This window comes from Sphingobacterium sp. UBA5670, from assembly GCF_002420705.1.
GTDB lineage: Bacteria > Bacteroidota > Bacteroidia > Sphingobacteriales > Sphingobacteriaceae > Sphingobacterium.
Genome location: NZ_DIIM01000021.1, coordinates 203558 through 223785, shown reverse-complemented (window position 1 = coordinate 223785; position 20228 = coordinate 203558). Strand labels below are relative to the sequence as shown.

Annotated in this window: 19 protein-coding genes; 14 read left to right on the top strand and 5 right to left on the bottom strand. The window is 41.2% G+C overall.

The window, feature by feature from the left end; translation table 11 throughout:
* Positions 1 to 10: 10 nt before the first annotated feature.
* Entirely contained in the window at positions 11 to 601 is a 591-nt protein-coding gene (locus B3C94_RS18910) for a sugar O-acetyltransferase (RefSeq protein WP_293906594.1), read from the bottom strand.
* Positions 602 to 838: 237 nt separating this feature from the next.
* Between B3C94_RS18910 and B3C94_RS18905 the strand changes: the two genes are divergently transcribed.
* Positions 839 to 3052, top strand: a complete 2214-nt coding sequence (locus tag B3C94_RS18905; RefSeq protein ID WP_293906592.1) for a glycosyltransferase family 4 protein — start codon at positions 839 to 841, stop codon at positions 3050 to 3052.
* On the opposite strand, the gene B3C94_RS18900 is transcribed toward B3C94_RS18905, so the two are convergent.
* Positions 3024 to 4508: a glycoside hydrolase family 130 protein gene (locus tag B3C94_RS18900; RefSeq protein ID WP_293906590.1), complete on the bottom strand. Its 1485-nt coding sequence runs from the start codon at positions 4506 to 4508 to the stop codon at positions 3024 to 3026. The genes B3C94_RS18905 and B3C94_RS18900 overlap by 29 nt on opposite strands.
* A gap of 126 nt (positions 4509 to 4634) precedes the next feature.
* Between B3C94_RS18900 and B3C94_RS18895 the strand changes: the two genes are divergently transcribed.
* The 6 genes from B3C94_RS18895 to B3C94_RS18870 all read left to right on the top strand — a co-directional run bounded on the left by B3C94_RS18895 (position 4635) and on the right by B3C94_RS18870 (position 11741).
* The gene (locus B3C94_RS18895; RefSeq protein WP_293906588.1) at positions 4635 to 6101 is read left to right on the top strand and encodes an aminoacyl-histidine dipeptidase; all 1467 of its coding nucleotides are present in this window, start codon (positions 4635 to 4637) and stop codon (positions 6099 to 6101) included.
* Positions 6102 to 6311: 210 nt separating this feature from the next.
* Entirely contained in the window at positions 6312 to 7640 is a 1329-nt protein-coding gene (locus B3C94_RS18890) for a gluconate:H+ symporter (protein WP_293906585.1), read from the top strand.
* 30 nt (positions 7641 to 7670) lie between these two features.
* A complete protein-coding gene (locus B3C94_RS18885; protein WP_075993294.1) occupies positions 7671 to 8135 on the top strand; it encodes a RidA family protein in 465 nt (154 codons plus the stop codon).
* Positions 8136 to 8145: 10 nt separating this feature from the next.
* The gene (locus B3C94_RS18880; RefSeq protein WP_293906582.1) at positions 8146 to 9252 is read left to right on the top strand and encodes a D-TA family PLP-dependent enzyme; all 1107 of its coding nucleotides are present in this window, start codon (positions 8146 to 8148) and stop codon (positions 9250 to 9252) included.
* Complete coding sequence (locus B3C94_RS18875; protein WP_293906580.1) at positions 9224 to 10348, top strand: dipeptidase; 1125 nt, start codon at positions 9224 to 9226, stop codon at positions 10346 to 10348. The genes B3C94_RS18880 and B3C94_RS18875 overlap by 29 nt, the downstream gene beginning before the upstream one ends.
* Positions 10349 to 10505: 157 nt before the next feature.
* Positions 10506 to 11741, top strand: coding sequence for an MFS transporter (locus B3C94_RS18870; protein ID WP_293906578.1), 1236 nt, complete (start codon positions 10506 to 10508; stop codon positions 11739 to 11741).
* A gap of 100 nt (positions 11742 to 11841) precedes the next feature.
* Here the strand turns inward: B3C94_RS18870 and B3C94_RS18865 are convergent, their stop codons facing one another.
* Both B3C94_RS18865 and B3C94_RS18860 read right to left on the bottom strand, forming a co-directional pair.
* Positions 11842 to 12186, bottom strand: coding sequence for a hypothetical protein (locus B3C94_RS18865; RefSeq protein WP_293906576.1), 345 nt, complete (start codon positions 12184 to 12186; stop codon positions 11842 to 11844).
* A gap of 94 nt (positions 12187 to 12280) precedes the next feature.
* Entirely contained in the window at positions 12281 to 14062 is a 1782-nt protein-coding gene (locus B3C94_RS18860; protein WP_293906574.1) for an ABC transporter ATP-binding protein, read from the bottom strand.
* Between the two features lie 181 nt (positions 14063 to 14243).
* Between B3C94_RS18860 and B3C94_RS18855 the strand changes: the two genes are divergently transcribed.
* The 4 genes from B3C94_RS18855 to yajC are packed head-to-tail and all read left to right on the top strand — an operon-like array spanning position 14244 to position 17165.
* A complete protein-coding gene (locus tag B3C94_RS18855; protein WP_293906571.1) occupies positions 14244 to 15323 on the top strand; it encodes a Glu/Leu/Phe/Val family dehydrogenase in 1080 nt (359 codons plus the stop codon).
* A gap of 60 nt (positions 15324 to 15383) precedes the next feature.
* Complete coding sequence (gene nusB, locus B3C94_RS18850; protein WP_293906568.1) at positions 15384 to 16331, top strand: transcription antitermination factor NusB; 948 nt, start codon at positions 15384 to 15386, stop codon at positions 16329 to 16331.
* A 28-nt stretch (positions 16332 to 16359) separates the two neighbouring features.
* Positions 16360 to 16821: a DUF1573 domain-containing protein gene (locus tag B3C94_RS18845; protein ID WP_293906566.1), complete on the top strand. Its 462-nt coding sequence runs from the start codon at positions 16360 to 16362 to the stop codon at positions 16819 to 16821.
* 26 nt (positions 16822 to 16847) lie between these two features.
* Entirely contained in the window at positions 16848 to 17165 is a 318-nt protein-coding gene (gene yajC, locus B3C94_RS18840) for a preprotein translocase subunit YajC (RefSeq protein ID WP_293906564.1), read from the top strand.
* A gap of 62 nt (positions 17166 to 17227) precedes the next feature.
* Here yajC and B3C94_RS18835 read toward each other — a convergent pair whose 3' ends face one another.
* The gene (locus tag B3C94_RS18835; protein WP_293906562.1) at positions 17228 to 17887 is read right to left on the bottom strand and encodes a DUF6266 family protein; all 660 of its coding nucleotides are present in this window, start codon (positions 17885 to 17887) and stop codon (positions 17228 to 17230) included.
* 361 nt (positions 17888 to 18248) lie between these two features.
* Between B3C94_RS18835 and B3C94_RS18830 the strand changes: the two genes are divergently transcribed.
* Genes B3C94_RS18830 through B3C94_RS18820 form a run of 3 tightly spaced genes read left to right on the top strand, consistent with a single transcriptional unit; the run spans position 18249 to position 20226 of the window.
* Positions 18249 to 18776: a BtrH N-terminal domain-containing protein gene (locus tag B3C94_RS18830; protein WP_293906560.1), complete on the top strand. Its 528-nt coding sequence runs from the start codon at positions 18249 to 18251 to the stop codon at positions 18774 to 18776.
* 36 nt (positions 18777 to 18812) lie between these two features.
* Entirely contained in the window at positions 18813 to 19226 is a 414-nt protein-coding gene (locus B3C94_RS18825; RefSeq protein ID WP_293907355.1) for a DUF4872 domain-containing protein, read from the top strand.
* A gap of 49 nt (positions 19227 to 19275) precedes the next feature.
* A complete protein-coding gene (locus B3C94_RS18820) occupies positions 19276 to 20226 on the top strand; it encodes a hypothetical protein (protein WP_293906558.1) in 951 nt (316 codons plus the stop codon).
* The last annotated feature ends 2 nt before the right edge of the window (positions 20227 to 20228 follow it).

Below are 20228 nucleotides of genomic sequence, written 5' to 3'. Positions count from 1 at the left end.
GTGTATGATTTCACGAATTTTCACTGTAAGTGATCCGATCCGTCTCTGTTATAGGACGAATGATCCGACAAGGATTGCCAGCTGCGATCACATCCGCAGGAATATCTTTTGTTACCACCGATCCAGAGCCAATGACCGCATTTTTTCCAATGCGAACGCCGGGGTTAACAACGACATGCCCACCTATCCAGACGTTATCTTCGATAACGATCGGCTGCGCAAATTCCCAACCTTGATTTCTTGCTTCAAAATGGAGCGGATGACCGGCAGTGAAGAGACTTACATTGGGGCCAAATAATACATTCTCGCCTATAGTAACCGGTGCGCAGTCTAAAATCGTACAATTATAATTGCTGTAAAAGTTTTCACCTATAGTAATATTATAACCGTAATCGCAACGAAAAGGAGGTTCAAGAAAGAAACGGCTGCCTGTGGTTTTAAAGAGTTTTTGAATAATCTGTTTTCTGAATTTGATTTGTTTGGGTTCCGAATCGTTAAATCGCTTGAGTTCTTCTTTGGCGTATTGTCTTTCCTTAAATAATTGCCCATCCGAATCAATGTATGGAAGGCCGGCAATCATTTTCTCTTTTGGTGATTTCATTCAGTCCCTATTTTGTCTGCAGCAAACTTAGATAAATTGATCTTTATATACAATATTAATGTATTTCTCCTCCGCTGGAGTTCTAGGGATATGTTTTGATACGATCAGTAAGTTTATGTTGTTATTCAATTTAATTCATACAGTTGTGACAAACAATTTAGGTTTGAAAAGCATTTAGATAATGGAGCACATAGATGCTACTGCCTTTTCGGGGCTATATTCAAAATTATTATTTCAATGAAGATCGCTTATATAAGTACTTACCTGCCTAAAGAATGTGGCATCGCCACTTTTACATCTGATTTGCTGCATGCTGTAGCCTTGCATAATCAGGAACTGACTCAACATGTGTTTGCAGTTGCCGATCGGGAATATGCCTATCCCAGTGAAGTTGTCTTTAAAATAGATCAACATCATCAATTATCCTATATTGAAGCAGCAAATTACATTAATGAAAACGGTTATGACTGTGTCATATTGGAGCACGAATATGGCATCTTCGGCGGTAATAGCGGCATTTATATATTATCATTGATTAATGCGTTGCACATTCCTCTGCTGGTCAATTTTCACACCATTCTTGAAAAACCCAATGTTGATGAAAAGGCTATTCTTATTGAAATTGTAAAACGCGCCTCTATTGTAATTGTCATGAGCAATTATGCAATTACATTACTCAAATCGATTTATAGGGTCAATACGACTAAAGTTAGGCTAATACACCACGGAGTGCCCGAATTTAATTTGGATCATGAGCTTGCAAAACTTAAAAAAGGGCTTTCCGGAAAGAAAGTCTTATTGACATTTGGCTTTTTGGGACGTAACAAAGGAATTGAAATGGTGATCGAATCCTTGACTGAAGTCGTCAAAGATGAACCTGACCTATTGTACCTCGTGGTGGGCAAAACACATCCCAATGTTCTAGCACATTCCGGAGAGGAATACAGGGAATATCTAGGTAGTCTCGTGGAAGCCTATGAGTTGCAGGACCACGTACAATTTGTTAATTCCTTTGTCAGTCAAGCCGATCTCGTGGAGTATCTAAGTGCTTGCGATGTTTACGTTACGCCATATGTTAATGAAGCACAGATTACAAGTGGAACCTTGTCTTACGCCATCGGTGCCGGAGCGGCGGTGGTGTCTACACCGTATTGGCATGCCAGGGAATTGCTCGCTGATGGAAGGGGAGTGTTGGTCGACTTTAAAAATACCGCCAAGATGGCCGAGGTACTCAAAAACCTCTTTTCGAATTTGGATTACCGCACCACATTGCGGGACAATGCTAATGCATTCGGAAAAGAGATGACCTGGAAAAATATCGGTCTTCGGTATACGAGAATTTTAGATAAAATCATCCCCACGTACGACAGCCTTAAAGAAAATGTAGGATTCAGTAAAGATGAGATGCCCAAATTCAGCTGGAAGCACATCGATCGGCTGACCAACCAAGTTGGCATTTTACAGCATGCAACCTATTCTTTGCCTAACTATAAAGAAGGCTATTGTCTTGATGATAATGCGAGAGCCCTTTTAGTGGCTTTGCTGGCTCAGCGTGATTTCGCCGATAAAAGATTAGACCGGCGTATTTCGACCTATCTGAGTTATATTTATTATCACCAGCGTGAGGATGGCCTTTTTCACAATTTTATGGATTTTCAACATAATTTTCTGGATGAGGTGGGTTCCGAAGATTCTTTTGGGCGAACGATCTGGGCTTTGGGAGTGCTTCTTCGGGAGACCAAATTGACAAGTTACTATCAATTGGGGCATGAGCTATTTTTTAGAGCTGTACCTAATTTTAGCCAGTTACGGTCCAATCGGGCAATCGCTTACACCGTATTGGGAATTGCCGAATATTTGCATCATCAATCCAATGATGAAGTCATAATAGAATTGATGCGTACACTTATCAGTAAGCTGGTAAGGGAATATGAGGCTAGTTCAGATGAACACTGGCAATGGTTTGAGTCGGTATTGGCCTATGATAATGCGATATTGCCTTATGCGCTATTGATAGCATACCCTTTCTTGAATGATGAGACAGTAAAACAGTTGGGGCTATCCACCTTAAAGTTTCTCGAAAGCATTACAGTGCAAAATGGGGCTCTTTCATTGGTAGGAAATCAGGAATGGGCCAAACAAGGGAAGCATATCAGTAAGTTTGGACAGCAGCCACTCGATGTCACAGCGATGGTATTTATGTATCGCGAGGCTTTTCGGCTGACCAATAAGAAGGTTTATTTTGCCCGTATGATTGCCTCCTTCCGCTGGTTTCTCGGCGAGAATGACCTTAAGCTGGGACTGTTTGATGAAGAGACCAAAGGCTGCTGCGATGGTCTCGAATCCTATGGCATCAATAGAAACCAAGGGGCCGAGAGCACCCTTTGTTTCTATTTAGCTTATATTGTGGTATATGGTGCTTTTATTGATAGCGATCGGGATTCAAGATAGCCAGCAATAAATCTTCGAGCTTAATGGTTGCATAGGTCGATGCATAATCGGACATCGCATAGGGTAAAATGAGATGCTCATTGTGGACTAAAGCCCCGCATGAATAAATAACGTTTGGCACATAGCCTTCCCGTTCTTCATCATTGGGTGTCATCAATGGACTATGCAACCGTCCGATTTCAACATGGGGGTTGTCCAGATCCAAAAGAGCGGCCCCCAAAACATATTCACGCATTGGTCCGACGGCGTGGGTCAGGATCAACCAGCCGTATTGTGTTTCAATAGGCGAGCCACAGTTGCCAATCTGGACGAATTCGTATGGATATTCCGGTTGCTGGATCCGAATGGCTGTTTCCTGCCAGATATTGATGTTGTTGGAATAGGCGATGTAGTTGTTCTCACCATCAATACGGCAGAGCATGGCATAGCGACCGTTAATTTTCCGTGGAAATAATGCAGCACCTTTATTAGCGATTTCACCATAGATGGGTTTCACTTTGAAATGGTAAAAATCCTTTGTTGTGAGCAATTTAGGAAGGATGCTGAACCCGTCATAAGCGGTGTAGGTCGCATAGTAGATGCTCTCACCTTTTTCCGTTTTGAACTGGACGAAGCGGGCATCTTCAATCCCTCTTTTTTCGGTATCGGCAATAGGAAATATGACGCGTTCCGAAATGGAAGTATCAAGGGAGAAAGTCATTTCATAATGTGATGATGCGAGCCAAAGTGCCTGTTGTAAAAACGTCACATTTTCAAGATTGTCCTCACTTTCCCGCCGTACTTCATCGATATACCGTTTGAGTTCTTCGTAAGTAAATGTCTCCGTTAGCTTTTCTTCCAGTTTTGTTTTGACTTCCGTGGGTTGGGCATGCAGCTCATTCATTTTCTTTAAGAAAGACTCCTTGTGATAGCGGTGATTTTTGACTTGCATGGGTTTATCCAATAAATTACCCACATAGTCGATCTGTATATTGTTTTCCATATCAAGTGTCCCCGATCGAAAAACGATAGACGAGACATGGCCTTCTCCTGTTGCCCTGAAACTTAGAATAATTCGTTTTTCACCTTTAAATAATTCTGTCTGATCGGGGTGTTCAATAATGGAGGGATTAAATAAGGCGGCCGATTCAATCGAATATTCCATGGTAAAGTAGGAACCTATCAGTAACTTGTCAATTTGAGTCAACTTCTCTTTTGGAAATGGAATCTTTTCCAATAAGTGGCTTATCCGGTCAAAATTACGTTCAAAAATATGGACAATGCTGCGATGTCTTTTCGTATAGCTTCGCAGGACCTGCCCAAATACTTCTTTTCGCTCCGATTCGTTCAGGGATAAAATACGTTTGATAACCTTTACAGTGCGGTCATCTCCTAGCGAAAAAAAACGTGCTAAAACTCTTTTTTTATCCGGTTTAAAGTAAATATCTTTTCGTTCAACGTGTACTGGTCTATGCATAGTTTTATGTTCATGTTTACACCCTCATAAGAACGAATAGCGCTTGTCTTTTGTTTTATTGCAGGTTAATAATCAACGGATATCTAATAAAAATCGAGTAACTTTGGCCAAGGAAAAATTTTAGATATGATTGAAAATAGTTTAGATAACTTAGAACCAAAAGCAATTTGGAAAAATTTCTCCGCATTAAATGCGGTGCCAAGAGCTTCTAAAAAAGAGGAGCGCGTGATTGCTTTTATGGTAGAGTTTGGAAAATCCCTCGGGTTAGAAACAAGTGTCGATGAGATCGGGAATGTGCTCATCAAGAAATCTGCTACTCCGGGAATGGAAGATCGTAAGACGATTGTATTGCAGTCACATTTGGATATGGTACATCAAAAAAACAACGATACTGTATTTGACTTCGATACTGAAGGTATTAAGATGTATGTAGATGGCGACTGGGTGAAAGCAGAAGGAACCACTTTGGGCGCAGATAATGGTCTCGGGGTTGCGACGATTATGGCAATCCTGGAATCATCGGTTATTGTGCATCCAGCTATCGAAGCCTTGTTTACCATTGATGAAGAGACAGGGATGACCGGAGCTTTAGGTTTAAAGGGAGGCGTACTTTCGGGTGAAATCTTATTGAATCTGGATACCGAGAATGATACTGAAATTGATATCGGTTGTGCTGGGGGAATTGACGTGACGGCTACACAGTCTTATACCGCGGAACCTTGTCCTTTTGATACGTTATCTTTTGAAATTACCGTGAAAGGTTTGCACGGCGGCCACTCCGGTATGGACATTCATAAAGGCTTTGCAAACGCCAATAAGGTGATGAATCGCTTGCTTTATCGAGCCAATGAGCACTATGGCTTGCGTATTGCGTCGTTGTTGGGTGGAAGTCTACGTAATGCGATCCCTAGGGAAAGTGTTGCAAAGGTGGTTATTCTTAAGGATAAAGCCACTAGCTTTGTGGCGCATCTGACACAATTGGCTCAGGATATTAAACTCGAATTTGCGACGACAGAACCGGCGATGGAAATAGTCGTGAAGCAGACAGATGCTGCTTACGCGACAGTAGTTCCTGTGCAGGTGCAAGAGAATTTGATTAACAGTGTTTATGCGGCTTTAAATGGTGTGTATCGTGTAAGTGCCGACTTTGAAGATCTGGTAGAAACCTCCAATAATATTGCGAAAGTAGAAGTAGGGGGTGAAAAGATCTCCATTAAATGTCTAACGAGGTCTTCTGTTGAAACTTCGAAGTTTGATTTAGCGCAATCTTTACAGGCGGCATTCGAGCTGGGTGGTTTTACGGTCAGCTTTTCAGGTAATTATCCAGGTTGGGCACCTAATCCGAATTCTGAAATTTTAGAAGTTCTCAAATCGATTTACAATAGACAGCATGGAGAAGCCCCAGAAGTAGTGGCTTGTCATGCCGGACTTGAGTGCGGGATCTTAGGGACAAACTATCCAGGAATGGATATGATTTCTTTTGGACCGACAATCTTAGGTGCGCATTCGCCGGCCGAGCGTGTTTCCATTTCTTCTGTGCAGAAGTTTTGGAGTTTTGTGCTCGAAATTCTCAAAGAGATCCCTAAAAAATAAGTTTAAAAACCAGCATAATCTCGTGTGTACACGGTAGTAGGTTGTGAAAACCAAAAAGGTATGGCGTAAGTCATACCTTTTTTGCTTTCATTAATTTTTCGTTTTCCTTGCGAAAAATGAAAAATATCCTTACTTTCAGGATGAAAAAATGATTTACTAGACCAAATTTTACACAAGCTCTCAAATTGAGAGAAACCTAATAGTGATATAATGACCATAATCCTCATTGTAATCAGCATTTGTTTGCTCATCCTTTGCATAACTTATTTTAAGATCAATGCCTTTCTCTCTTTTTTGGTAGTTTCCCTGCTCAGTGGACTTTGTTTAGGAATTCCTCCCTCAGCGCTCGTGGGTACCGTTGAAAAGGGAGTGGCAGGCGTTATGGGGAGTCTGACATTGATTATTGTATTGGGAGCTATGTTGGGGAAAATTGTGGCCGAAAGTGGAGCGGCTGAGATTATTGCAGAACAAATGGTCCGCTTAATGGGAGAGAAATATCTTCAATGGGGTCTTATGTTGACGGGCTTTGTTGTTGGTATACCGCTTTTTTATGGTGTTGGATTTGTCTTATTAGTCCCTTTAATATTTTCTATTTCCTATCGGTATAAACTTCCTGCAGTCTATATTGGATTACCGATGCTGGCAGCCTTGTCTGTAACGCATGGATTTATTCCGCCACATCCTTCCCCCGTTGCGCTTGTCGCTTTGTTTCATGCCGATATGGGACTGACACTTATTTATGGACTCTTAATTGCTATACCTGCTATCGTTTTAGGCGGACCTATATTTGCGAGAAGCCTGAAAAATATACAGCCAAGTCAAGAATCTATTTTCCGCGAACAAGATCGCTCAGATATAGAAGAATTCAGACGTCCGACAGTGTGCGTGAGTTTGATTGTCGCTTTATTGCCGGTATTGCTCATTATTCTGTTTACAGTGCTTCCTTATGTCGCCAATACCGCTAATACAGCCCTGCAACAGGGAATCAAGTTTGTCGGTAATCCTACCGTTGTCATGGTCATCGCTATTAGCGTCGCTACCTATTTATTAGGACTGAAATTGGGGCGCACGATGGCCAATGTGATGTCAGTTTATGAGTCTGCAGTGAAAGATATTGCCATGATTCTATTGATTATTGCCGGTTCGGGAATTTTTAAACAAGTGATGGAGGACAGTGGTGTCAGCCTGATGCTGGCCAATACGCTGCAGCAGCTTCCCATTTCACCTTTATTGTTAGCCTGGCTGATTACAGCCGTGATCAGGGGCTGTGTCGGTTCGGCCACAGTAGCGGCCCTGACAGCCGCCGGTGTTCTGCTGCCTATTGTTACTGGCGGAAAAGTAGATCCCAATCTCATGGTATTGGCAATAGGTGCTGGCAGTCTGATGTTTTCACATGTGAATGATACTGGATTCTGGTTGTTTAAGGAATACTTTGGCCTTAGCGTGAAAGCTACGCTCTTTTCCTGGTCGATCATGGAGGCGATTGTTTCCATCGTTGGACTGCTTGCTGTTTTGCTATTGCAATTAATTTTATATTAGCTATTATTTTAAACTTTAAAATCGTTAAAGATGTACAACGCAGATGAACAATTCGAAAAATTAGGTTTGACACTACCTCCGGCACCGGCGCCAAAAGGTGTTTATAAACCATACGTTATTGATGGTAAGTACCTGTATCTTTCTGGTCATGGTCCCGTACAAGATGATGCTGCATTAATTATCGGTCGCATTGGAAGTGATATCAGTCCTGAGGAAGGCAAACTTGCAGCGAGACAAGTTGGCCTAACCATGTTGTCGACCATTAAAACCAATTTGGGGTCATTGAACAAAATCAAACGTGTAATCAAAGTATTGGGTATGGTCAACTGTACCTCGGATTTTCTTTATCATCCGGGTGTAATCAACGGATGTAGTGAGCTATTTGCTGCGGTCTGGGGCGAAGAAAATGGTATCGGAACACGGAGCGCTGTTGGGTTCGGTTCGCTGCCAGATAATATTCCCGTAGAAATCGAAGCATTATTTGAGTTATACTAATCGGAATTGTATGGAAACTTGGTGCCATATACATGATGTCGATCAGGTCGATTCGCCAGCCCTGTTGGTCTACCCTGATCGCATTGTCAAGAACATAGACCGCGCTTTACATATTGTGCATGGGCGGGCTGATCGATTGCGGCCGCATATCAAAACGAACAAGTGTCGGGAAGTATGCCAGCTAATGATGGATAAGGGGATTACAAAGTTTAAGTGTGCAACGATTGCGGAAGCTGAGCTATTGGCTGTTATCGGTGCGAAGGATGTTTTGCTGGCATACCAGCCCGTAGGGCCAAAGATAGATCGTTTTTTGAATCTCATAGCCGCCTTTCCGGAGACACATTTTTCCTGTCTTGTGGATCATGTCGATGCAGCACAGGAGATTTCAAAGCGGAGTCTGTCGAAAGGCTTACGCAGTGCTGTTTATCTGGATGTTAATATTGGCATGGGACGTACAGGAGTGGCTTTAGAAGGGATTGAGCGTCTCGTTATGGATATCCATCTTTTGGAAGGTATTCAGTTGGTAGGTGTGCATGGTTATGACGGTCATATTCATGACAAAGATTATAAACTTCGCGAAAAGCAATCCCAACATTCATATGGTATACTCGAAACCGCCTACCTTATGGCGCAGGTGTCCACTTCTAAACCTTTGACTAAAGTTATTGGCGGTTCGCCAAGTTTCCCTTTTCATGCCGAACGTAACGATGTAGAATGCAGTCCCGGAACCTTTGTATTTTGGGATTTTGGCTATGCCGAAAATTATGTAGAACAGGATTTTATGCTTGCAGCGGTACTTCTGACGCGTGTCGTTTCTATTGTTGATCACAAGCACCTTTGTTTGGACCTGGGGTATAAATCAGTTGCATGTGAATCGCCACAGCCTCGTGTCAAGTTTTTCGATCCGCGTATTGGCGAAATAAAAATGCAGAGTGAAGAACATCTGGTTGTTGAGGTGACAGATAGTAAACAGTTTAACTTAGGGGATGCGCTGTATGCTGTACCACGACATATCTGCCCGACAGTAGCCTGTTATGGCGAACTTCAAGTTGTCCATGAACGGCAGGCAGATCAAATTTGGACTGTTTATGCACGAAATAAAAAAATACATTATTGATATGTACGAATTTGAAATGCCATTTTTGGTCGATGCACATTTGGATTTGAGTATGAATGCTATGGAATGGAATCGGGATCTTCGCTTGCCGATTACTGAACTGAACCGTAGGGAAAAGGGCATGGATGACAAACCCGATCGGGCTAAGGCAACAGTCACTTTTGACGAATTGCGTCGTGGTCATATTGGTTTGGTTGTTGCTACACAAATCGCTCGATTCGTAAAACCCGAAAGTTCTTTACCAGGCTGGTACTCACCTGAACAGGCATGGGCGCAAACACAGGGACAGCTTGCATGGTATAAAGCAATGGAAGCCGATGGACAAATGAAAATGATCTGTTCAAAAACTGATCTGGACCAGCACTTGGCTCTTTGGTCGGATGGCAGCGATCATGCCGATAAGCCAATTGGATATCTGCTGAGTCTGGAAGGTGCCGATTCCATTGTAGATATTAGCTATCTCGAAACAGCCTATAACTATGGTTTAAGAGCTATTGGGCCAGCACATTACGGGCCAGGTAGATATGCTAATGGAACAGACTCATCCGGCAAGCTTAATGAGCAGGGAATAAGTTTATTACGGGAAATGGAACGATTGGGGATGATATTGGATGCGACACACCTCAATGATGATGCTTTTTGGGATGCTGTACAACGTTATAACGGGGCGATTTGGGCCAGTCATAATAATTGCCGCAAGTTTGTGGACCATAATAGGCAGTTCAGCGATGAAATGATTAAGACACTTGTGGAGAAAAAAGCGGTGATCGGTGTAGCGCTCGATGCTTGGATGATGGTACCTAATTGGGTCCGCGGGGTATCCGACCCTAAAACAAGCAATTGCTCCATGGAAATCATGGCCAACAATATTGATCATATTTGTCAATTGGCAGGAAATGTCGATCATGTCGGCGTGGGAAGCGATTTAGATGGAGCATTTGGCCGTGAGCAATGCCCTTATGATCTGGAAACTATTGCTGATATCCAAAAAGTATTTGGTATCCTGTCAAAAAGAGGGTATGATAACACGGGTCTTGAAAAGATTGCCAGCAAGAACTGGCTTAATTTTATGCGAAATGCATTGCCCGAATCTTAAGAAAGGATAATCTATCTTAAGAAAAGAAATGGAGACATACTTGAGCACAAATAGGTCAATAACCTACCAAGATGATAGCATGTCTTGAGAGCAGTCACTTACAATAGCGAAGCCGATTAAACGAATCAAAACAAACACCTCCAACACGAATGAAGAGATGAAACCAGTATTACGCGTGCAATTGTCCTTGATGATGTTTTTAGAGTATTTTATCAAAGGGGCTTGGTTTGTAACTTTGGGAACATACCTCATGAAATCGCTCAATGCCTCGGGTATGGAGGTCGCAAATATTTTTGCGACACAATCCCTTGGTGCTGTATTTGCTCCTTTTTTTGTGGGTTTTGTCGCCGACAGGTATTTTAATGCTGAGCGGGTACTTTCAGCATTACATCTCATTGGAGCTGGACTACTTTACGGGATGTCGCAGGCACCGGATGCGACACATTTTTATCCCTATGTATTTGTCTATTTCATGGCTTACATGTCTTCGCTATCCTTATCTAATGGGATCGCATTCCGGCATATTGAAGACGCGAAGAAGTATTTTCCGGGGGTACGCGTGTGGGGAACGATCGGTTGGATCTGTTCGGGACTAGTGATTAGTTATTTGTTCCGTTGGGATGCGCCCGAATCGATACAGGCAGGTGCCCTGCATAATAGCTTTATTATGGGCGCGGTTTGTTCGTTGTTACTAGCATTCTTTAGTTTGGCCCTACCAAAAACACCACCACAGGTGAAGCTTAGAGATGAAAAGTTTGATTTTGGAAAGGCAATCGGTTTGGATGCATTGAAGCTTTTAAAACAGCGGAGTTTTCTGATTTTTTTTGTAACAGCAATTGTGATCTGTATTCCCATTTCGTTCTATTATCAAAATGCCAATCCATTTTTGGTCAACGCCGGAATACCGAATCCTACAGCAAAAATGGCATTGGGGCAATTTTCCGAAGCCATCTGCCTGTTGTTGATTCCCTTTTTCTTTAGACGTTTGGGGTATAAAAAGATGATTTTATTGGGGATTGCAGCCTGGGCACTCCGCTATTTGTTTTTCGCTTATGGCGACGGTCAGGAAAGAGCTTTTCTACTTGTATTCGGTATTTTATTGCATGGTATCTGCTATGATTTTATGTTTGTTGTCGGCCAGATCTATACAGATAGGATTGCTGGTGAAAAATACAAAGCTTCTGCACAGGGGCTTATTACCATTGCGATGTATGGCGTCGGGATGCTGATCGGATTTTGGGTTGCTGGCGTTGTTTCAGACTATCTAAAAACAGCTTATGCTGCGCAGTTTTGGGAATATCTTTGGTTTATCCCTGCAGGTATTTCCTGTTTTTGCCTTCTGTTATTTGCTGTATTTTTTAAAGAAGAGAAAGTGGCACATTCAGGACAGTAATTCAACCAGGTTCGTTCAGTTAATTACGGTGACCAGTTCCGAATAAACTAAAGCATGGAGCATCTTTGATGGGCAGATGCTCCATGATAGGAGATACTTATTATATCATATTGAACCATTCCTGGTATTTTTCGCCGATAAAAGGGAGTGGTTTTTGTTCTCCTGAAAATGCTGCCATCAATCCTAGAACTAATGCAATCAGTAGGAGTAATCCGACGATGCTAATGGCAATTCCACCAATACCCGGAACAAAACGTAATAGACCCAGGATTAGCCCCGTTACCGAAATACCTATACTTTGTCTGATATGGAATTGCCCTAGAGCGGTTTTTTCCTTGTTGTTCATCACAATGGCTGCAATAAGGCCAATGATGGTTAAGTAAGAAATAATAGCAATTGTTTTTCCGTCATTTGACGTTACCTTCTGAATAGGGCTTCTCTCCATGATCCTTTAATGTAAAATGTTTGACTTAAATATTTAAGACAAATTTAGAAGAGATATCCCTTAGATCCTTTAGCTGAATTCAGGGATATTTAAATTATCCCTCGACACTTTCCAGCAATTGCTTTTCATGAAGCTCAAAGTATTCACCTCTTTTCTCCATCAGTTCACTATGAGTACCCTGCTCCACAATTTCTCCTTGATCCATCACAAGGATATGGTCTGCATTTTTGATTGTCGAAATACGGTGGGCAATAAAGATACAGGTCTTGCCTTTCATGATGCGGCTTAGCGAACGGAGAATTGTTTCTTCCGTTTTTGTATCCACGGCTGAAAGACAGTCGTCAAAAATCAATACTTTGGGTTCCTTAATCAAGGCGCGAGCGATAGACACCCGTTGTTTTTGTCCACCAGAGAGGGTAATACCACGTTCTCCAACGGCAGTCTCAAAACCATCTTCAAAGGCAATAATATTGTCGTATACAGCAGCGTCCTTAGCAGCCTGTTCCACTTGTTCCTGTGTAAAATGATCTAAGCCAAAGCCTATATTATTGGCAATGGTATCCGAAAATAAGAAAACATCTTGTGGAACAAATCCGATTTGCTGGCGTAAGCTCTTGAAATCAAGATCCTTGATTTCTAAATTATCATAATATATACTTCCTTTATCGATATCATACATCCGAAGAAGTAGGTTGGCCAAGGTCGATTTTCCGGATCCTGTTTTTCCGATAATAGCCAGCGTTTTTCCCACGGGAATCTGGAAAGATATATTTTTAATCGCTTGAATACCTGTTTCCGGATAAGTAAATGAGATTCCATCGACCCTGATCTCACCAGCGAGTTCTTTCGTTGCCTTTCCATTAACAATCGGCGATTCCGTTTGGAGAAATTCGTTGATGCGCTTTTGAGAGGCTGCAGCACGTTGTACTAACGAAGTTACCCAAGCCAGGGACATGGCAGGGAAGGTCAACTGGTTGACGTAGATAATAAATTCAGCGATATTTCCAGCAGTCACCGTTCCTTTAGCAACTTCAATTCCACCAATATAGATGGTAATTACTGTACTGAGACCAATAAGCAATAGAATAAGCGGAAAGAAAACAGCCTGTACTTTAACGAGGTCAAGGGCAGTATTGCGGTAAATTGTACTTTCCTTTTCGAATTCCTGCATTTTATTATGTTCTCTGGTATAGGTCTTGATGACACGGATACCAGCAAAAGTTTCCTGCACGAAAGAAGAGAGGTTGGCCAGTTGTTTCTGTATTTTTAAACTACGTTTATTAATGATTTTATTGACAAATAAAATAATAATCGACAGGACTGGGATAGGCGCTAAAGCATAAGTTGCCAATCTGCCATTGACGCTATACATGGCGTAGATGACCATAATGGATAAGACAACAGTATTGATGGCGTACATGATGGCTGGCCCCAGGTAATTACGTACCTGATTGACATCCTCAGTGGCACGGCTCATGAGATCTCCAGTATTATTTTTTCGGAAGAAACCGAAATTTAATTCCTGATAGTGGTTGTAGATCTCATTCTTGAGGTCATACTCAATATAGCGCGAAGTTAAAATGATCGTCTGACGCATAAAGAATAAGAAAATACCCCGGAGCAACGAAAGCAGGAGCACGACGAAACCGAAAAATAATAGGCTCGTTCCGAATACCTGATAGATGAGTTCCTGTCTGTCGAACCCATCAAACAGACGGTATAGATAGATGTTTTCCTGTACCAGGTCAAATGCTTCGCGGATCACCTTTGCCGGCAATACTCCGAAATAGTTTGAGATGATAACAAATATAACCCCCGGAACCAGTTTCCAGCGGTATTTATAAAAGTACTTATTTAAGTAGGCGAGATCCTTCATATTACGAATACAAAAGTAGGACTAATTCATCAAAATGCGCTAGGATTTGCGTGATTTTACTGTCATTCGGAAATCAAATGTTAAGTCTTGGATAAAAAAAGTTGTTATGCACAACGAATAATTTTCCTACTTTTGCATCAAGTACCTTAAAAAATTAAAACAAATTAGAGTAGTACATTTTATGTCAACATCTCAAAATTCTATTTTTGAATTGATGAGCCAGTCTGGCCATCAAAACTTATTTTTCTGTAACGATGAATTAGTGGGCTTGAAAGCTATTGTTGCGATCCATGATACAACCTTGGGTCCTGCAATAGGCGGGGTTCGTATGTTACCATACGAAACGACAGAAGAAGCTATTGAGGATGCTTTACGTTTATCCAAGGCAATTACTTATAAATCTGCCATTACTGGATTGAATTTAGGCGGTGGAAGTGCTGTTATCATCGGTAATAGCCGTTTAGACAAATCGGAGGTTTTATTGCGCCGTTTGGGTCAGTTTATTGAAGGGTTGAATGGTAATTTCATCGCTTCATTGGACGTGGGTACCACACAGCGTGATTTAGAACATATTTATACAGAGACCGACCATGTTGCGGGTTTACCAAAAGCAATTCATGGAAGCGGTGTTGGCGATCCTTCAATCTTCGCAGCTCAAGGTGTATATTTTGGTATAAAAGCTTGCTTAAAGGAGTTGTACGGATCGGAAAGTGTTGCTGGTAAAAAAGTTATTGTACATGGTGTAGGCGGCGTAGGTGAGCGTTTGATCGCTATGTTGCGCGAAGAGAATGCACGTGTTTATGTCAGTGACATTACCGAAGAAAAAATGTTGAAAGTAGCAGCCAAATACAAAGCGGAGCCAATCCCTTACGGTGAAGTATTTGATCACGAATTTGATGTATATTCTCCCTGTGCATTGGGCGGTACGGTCAATCCAGAATCAGCACAGAAAATGCAATGCAAAATTATTGCTGGTTCGGCCAATAATCAATTGAAAGATGAACTTGTCACAAGTTCAATTCTTCATGAAAGAGGAATATTATACGCGCCTGATTACTTGATCAACGCCGGTGCATTGATCAGCTGTTACTCAGAGATTCAGAATTATGGTGTAGATCACACTGAATTTGTGATCAAAAATATTTATAATGCGACTAGAGACGTATTGAAAAAATCAAAAGAAGAGAATATATCTACTTTTGAAGCGGCTAATCGCATCGCGGAGAAACGTATCCAGGATATTAAAAAAATCAAGAGATAGTCTTCATCCCGAAATCGTTCTTATTTATTATTTTATAAAAAATCGTTCTTTAAAATTACTATGTTAAACAGGAGACACCTGAGGGTAAAAGTAGTGCAAACGCTTTATGCGTACAGTCTTTCGGAAGACAAAGACATCAAAACATTTGAAAAAGCACTATTAAAAAATGTGGATGAAGTCTATGAGATGTATATGTGGACACTGAATCTATTAGATGAGGTATCCGATTATGTCTTAATAGATGCAGAAGGTAGAGCCAATAAGTTCTTGCCTACTGAAAAAGACTTGTCTTTAACGACCAAGTTAAGTACAAACACTTTTATTGAGTCATTGAGACAAAATCCACAATATGGAGAAGGTGTCAAAAAGTATAAGATTTCCTGGAGCTTTGATCCGGAGATCGTACGTACCGTATTTTTACAGCTAAAGGATTCTGAGGCTTATTTGGAATATTTGCAGCAAGAAGACCGTTCGATCGGTAAGGAAAAAGATATCATCAAGCATATCTTTAAAAAGATCATCTTGAAATCGCCGGTTATTGAGCAGGTGTTCGAAGAGAAATTCATCAATTGGCCAGTTGATAAAGAAGTATTACAAGCGTTGATTGCGAAGACCTTTAAGAATTTTAGTTCCGAAGATCCGCGAAAAAATAAACTTGCGGAAATTACGCAAAACTGGAATGACGATAGCGAATATATCATTGCATTGTTGGGTAAAACAATTCGCAATACAAATGAATATCAGAAGCTTATCTCAGAGAAAACGAAGAACTGGGAGTCAGACCGTATTGCATTAATGGATACTTTATTGATGCGTATGGCCATATGTGAATTGGTTAATTTTCCATCTATCCCTGTGAAAGTGACAATAAATGAGTATATTGAAATTTCTAAGGTATTCAGCACATTGAAAAGTAATACATTTATTAATGGTATCTTGGATAAAATATTAAACGACTTGAATCAACAGGGAAGAATCCAGAAGGCGGGTCGTGGTTTAAGAGATTAACATCAACTCTGATAAATAATTTATACGAATGAAAAACTTTGGCAAATATTCGGTTTTAGCTTTGTCGGCAGTATTGTTCTTTTCTTGTGGAAATGCACAGAAGGGAAAAGAAGAGGGAGCGAAGACAGCGACTGAAACAGCAGCTGCAGACAGTCTTTCTAAGGCGGCAGCACAATTGGGAAAAGTAGAATTTGAGGAGTCTGCATTTAATTTCGGTCAGGTAAAGGAAGGCGCGCAGGTAAAACACACTTTTGTGCTGAAAAATTCGGGAGATGCACCTGTCATTATCTCGAAAGTGACTGCTTCATGTGGTTGTACACAACCTGAATTTTCGAAAAGCCCTATTTTGCCGGGAGGGAAATCGGAGATCCATGTTACCTTTAACAGCGAAGGACAAGTCGGCAAACAGCAGAAGATCATAACGATCCAATCGAATGCTGCCAATGGTTTGACAACAGTGCAGTTGAAAGGCGAAGTATTAGCAAAATAACAAATTATTAAACGATACAATAGAAGATGAACACAGTATTATTACAAGCAGCGGGTGGCAATATGATGAGTTTTTTACCAATGGTTTTGATTATCGTGGTATTTTATTTCTTCATGATCAGACCGCAGATGAAGAAGCAAAAAGATCACAAAAAATATATTGAAGAACTTGGCGTAAACTCTAAAGTTGTTACAACAGCTGGTATTCACGGACGCATTGTAGAAGTATCAGACACGACTTTCTTAGTGGATGTAGGTTCAGGCGTCAGAATCCGTTTCGACAAATCAGCAATCGCTTTAGATGCTTCAAAAGCTGCGAATGCTACTGAGAAAAGTGCCTCATAAGCTTTTTCTTGAAAGAAATGAAAGCCAGTTTTTGTAGAAAACTGGCTTTTTTTATGTACTTTTTAAATCTTTACCGTACCTAGGTGCAAACTGTCTGTATTACCTCCACCGTAGCTCTCTACGAAAAAGATATATACCTCATAGGTCACTTCCTTTTTATGTTTCGGTATTTCAATATTTTGTCTGCCAGCTATTAAGTTATTTTTCGAGTCGTTCGTAAAAATTGGATATTCAGCTCCATAATCCGCTGCACTATACAGGATTAAGAATGAATCATAAGTCCCCGTGTCAAACTTCTTTTCCAAATAAGCATCGTATTCCCAGGTAACCTGAAGCATTTGGTTTTCCTGATCGAAATCCATCGTGTAGGAAGTGATGGGATTGGGACTTCCTTTGGCAATCATAAATTTCTGCCAGTCCACCACAAAACTGTCCCCTTCCTGCATAATTGCGTGGTTTAGATTATAAGACATTGCAACATCATAGGCCCGTTTAGGATAACTGTATGCCTTATAGCCTAGCTTGATGATCGGATTTAAAAAGGTGATATGTGACCTCACAGTTTTGAAACGCGTTCTACTGAGCAGCTGTTCTGGACTGGGCTCCCGTTTTTTAACGCGAGGGAGAGAACGTACATAATTTCCTGTTTTAGTAGACACAAACACAACAGAACCTGCTTTCCCGGAAACGGTTCCATTAACGCCATTTTTGATGATTGCCATAATTTATTGATTATGTTACAGATAATTAAGATAAGCATTAAAATGCAAACATCCTAATACCAAGTTATACCTAACCACAATCTTTAATCTATATTTAGACAGTGGTTAGTCATTATTTATTCAGTCTCCACTGAGCAAGCACTGAATGATCACTGAACAAGCACTGAACAAGCACTGTAAAAAGATCGAATTTGATTACCACCTGATCCTCGCTTGCCGCTCCAAAAAATAAAAAGAGAAAAAGGGAAGGAGCTATATCTTTGTAACAAAAGGCAGAATAGCAAGAAATATCGATTAGCCTCTCTTTTCCTGCTGACACCGAGCTGTCAATTAAGCTTTTAACTTTGGAAAAAAGAATTCTATGAACAATTTTAAACCCTTTGTTGGACAGCATTGCGAAACAACAGCAACAGGCACCTTATTGGCGCATATCGGTATTGAGCTTTCGGAACCGATGGTTTTTGGATTGGGGGAAGGCCTTAGTTTTATTTATTGGAATATGAGAACCATGGATTTTCCATTTTTGGGCGGAAGGATCAAAACGGATTTACTGACGCGGCATATTTGCTCAAAGTTCGGTCTTCAGCTCAGCGTTCATGAACCCCCTTCCAAAGCCAAAGCCTGGCAAAATGTGAAACAGCTCTTGGATGCTGGGCGGCCCGTTGGACTGAAACTCGATGCCTATCACCTGGAATATTTTACCAATCCATTTCATTTTGCAGGTCATTATGTAGCCATTTATGGGTATGATGATTATTACGCCTACTTGGTGGATACGAGACAGCAAGGTGGAAGGGTACGTACATCTCTTGAGAGTTTAGCCTTAGCCAGAGCGGAAAAGGGCCCCATATCCTCCAAAAAATCTGTATTACACAATAGGCCGTTGTGAGACAGACATTGACCTGAAGAAAGCCGGCTTAAAACAATTACAAATAATGCGCAAGAATATCTAAACCCGGCTATTCGAAATATTGCTTATAAAGGAATTCTGCGAGCGAGCGAAGAAGTGATCAAATGGTACAACACGAGTAAATACATAGAAAGTGAATTTAAAATGGCCGCAAATTTGATGGAAAAAGCAGGTACTGGAGCTGCGTTGTTTCGAAACCTGTATCGAGATTTTTTACTGGAAAGCCATCATCTGCTCGGAATAGAACAACTAGGTCTCGCTTACCAAGAGTTTGTACAGATTGCATCATTATGGACATCTCTGTCGAAATTGTTTAATAGTATAAGCCAAAACGCTAATTTAGATGATGTCCAGCTAGCATCGGAAATATTTAAAACCTTGGCTACAAAAGAGAAAAATGCAATGGAAATATTAGCTTCTTTAAGATGAAATGCAGATAAGAACGCTGATTTTTACTCAAATTGATTAAGTTTGTATCATGGCGAATGCAGTTCGGATAAATAAGACTCAACGACGGAAGATGAATGTCTTCGTGCGTTGTGTTGGAATTTCGTTGTTAGCTTGGTTATTGTTTTCGATCTCCAACCAATATACTGTGTCCGTCAAGGCAGCAATTGAATATGTCAATCTTCCTGAGAAGCGGGCATTTCACCCGCAGCAGTCTGATACAGTAAAAGTGAAGCTCGAAATGACGGGGTGGCAATTTTTGTTTTCAAAAGCTGCTCTGGAAACGCCGAAAGTACAGGTGGACCTGAGTTCTTTAAAAACCAAGGACTGGATTGTTTTTTCCAATCAATTGGGCTTTATCAACCGGCAGTTTCCGCATGAACAGCGCGTAGTCGCTGTCAGTCCAGATACCTTGTTTTTTGACTTTTCCAAACAGACCCAGCGCAAGGTACCTGTCAAACCTCTGGCAAACATTGGTTTTAAGCGTGGTTATGGTGTTATCGCGGATACCAAAGTTACACCTGCTTATGTGACGATTACCGGTCCCTATGAGGATGTTTCGGCGATTGAATACTGGGAGACTGATACCGTTAGGGGAAAAGAAGTGGAAACCGACGTCCGGACCGTAGCAAATCTTGCCCGCAACCAAAAAGCAAATATTAATGTCTATCCCACATCGGTCGAAGTATTGATGCCGGTAGGCGAACTAACGGAAAAAGTGATTGAATTACCAGTAAAGGTTGAAAATGGCCAGCATTATAGTTCTGTGAGGCTCAGTCCGAGTAAAGTTGTCGTGACGGTGTTAATGTCCGTAAAAGATTACAATAGTTATACCTCGCGGGATTTTGAAGCTGTGGTGGATTTGTCCGATTGGGAGAAAAATGAGGTGCAATACCTACCCATTTTGCTAACTAAAGTGCCCGACTATTGTAAGGTAATCAGCGTTGTGCCGCAGAACGTGGACTTTTTTGTACGTAAATAACG

Excerpts from the sequence above, each read along its gene's own strand:
- yajC (WP_293906564.1), top strand. The coding sequence starts at position 16,848 with ATGAACACAGTATTATTACAAGCAGCGGGTGGCAATATGATGAGTTTT.
- B3C94_RS18835 (WP_293906562.1), bottom strand. The coding sequence starts at position 17,887 with ATGGCAATCATCAAAAATGGCGTTAATGGAACCGTTTCCGGGAAAGCA.
- B3C94_RS18885 (WP_075993294.1), top strand. The coding sequence starts at position 7,671 with ATGTACAACGCAGATGAACAATTCGAAAAATTAGGTTTGACACTACCT.
- B3C94_RS18820 (WP_293906558.1), top strand. The coding sequence starts at position 19,276 with ATGGCGAATGCAGTTCGGATAAATAAGACTCAACGACGGAAGATGAAT.
- B3C94_RS18905 (WP_293906592.1), top strand. The coding sequence starts at position 839 with ATGAAGATCGCTTATATAAGTACTTACCTGCCTAAAGAATGTGGCATC.
- B3C94_RS18875 (WP_293906580.1), top strand. The coding sequence starts at position 9,224 with ATGCACGAAATAAAAAAATACATTATTGATATGTACGAATTTGAAATG.
- B3C94_RS18845 (WP_293906566.1), top strand. The coding sequence starts at position 16,360 with ATGAAAAACTTTGGCAAATATTCGGTTTTAGCTTTGTCGGCAGTATTG.
- B3C94_RS18870 (WP_293906578.1), top strand. The coding sequence starts at position 10,506 with ATGAAACCAGTATTACGCGTGCAATTGTCCTTGATGATGTTTTTAGAG.
- nusB (WP_293906568.1), top strand. The coding sequence starts at position 15,384 with ATGTTAAACAGGAGACACCTGAGGGTAAAAGTAGTGCAAACGCTTTAT.
- B3C94_RS18865 (WP_293906576.1), bottom strand. The coding sequence starts at position 12,186 with ATGGAGAGAAGCCCTATTCAGAAGGTAACGTCAAATGACGGAAAAACA.
- B3C94_RS18855 (WP_293906571.1), top strand. The coding sequence starts at position 14,244 with ATGTCAACATCTCAAAATTCTATTTTTGAATTGATGAGCCAGTCTGGC.
- B3C94_RS18895 (WP_293906588.1), top strand. The coding sequence starts at position 4,635 with ATGATTGAAAATAGTTTAGATAACTTAGAACCAAAAGCAATTTGGAAA.
- B3C94_RS18880 (WP_293906582.1), top strand. The coding sequence starts at position 8,146 with ATGGAAACTTGGTGCCATATACATGATGTCGATCAGGTCGATTCGCCA.
- B3C94_RS18830 (WP_293906560.1), top strand. The coding sequence starts at position 18,249 with ATGAACAATTTTAAACCCTTTGTTGGACAGCATTGCGAAACAACAGCA.
- B3C94_RS18890 (WP_293906585.1), top strand. The coding sequence starts at position 6,312 with ATGACCATAATCCTCATTGTAATCAGCATTTGTTTGCTCATCCTTTGC.
- B3C94_RS18900 (WP_293906590.1), bottom strand. The coding sequence starts at position 4,508 with ATGCATAGACCAGTACACGTTGAACGAAAAGATATTTACTTTAAACCG.
- B3C94_RS18860 (WP_293906574.1), bottom strand. The coding sequence starts at position 14,062 with ATGAAGGATCTCGCCTACTTAAATAAGTACTTTTATAAATACCGCTGG.
- B3C94_RS18910 (WP_293906594.1), bottom strand. The coding sequence starts at position 601 with ATGAAATCACCAAAAGAGAAAATGATTGCCGGCCTTCCATACATTGAT.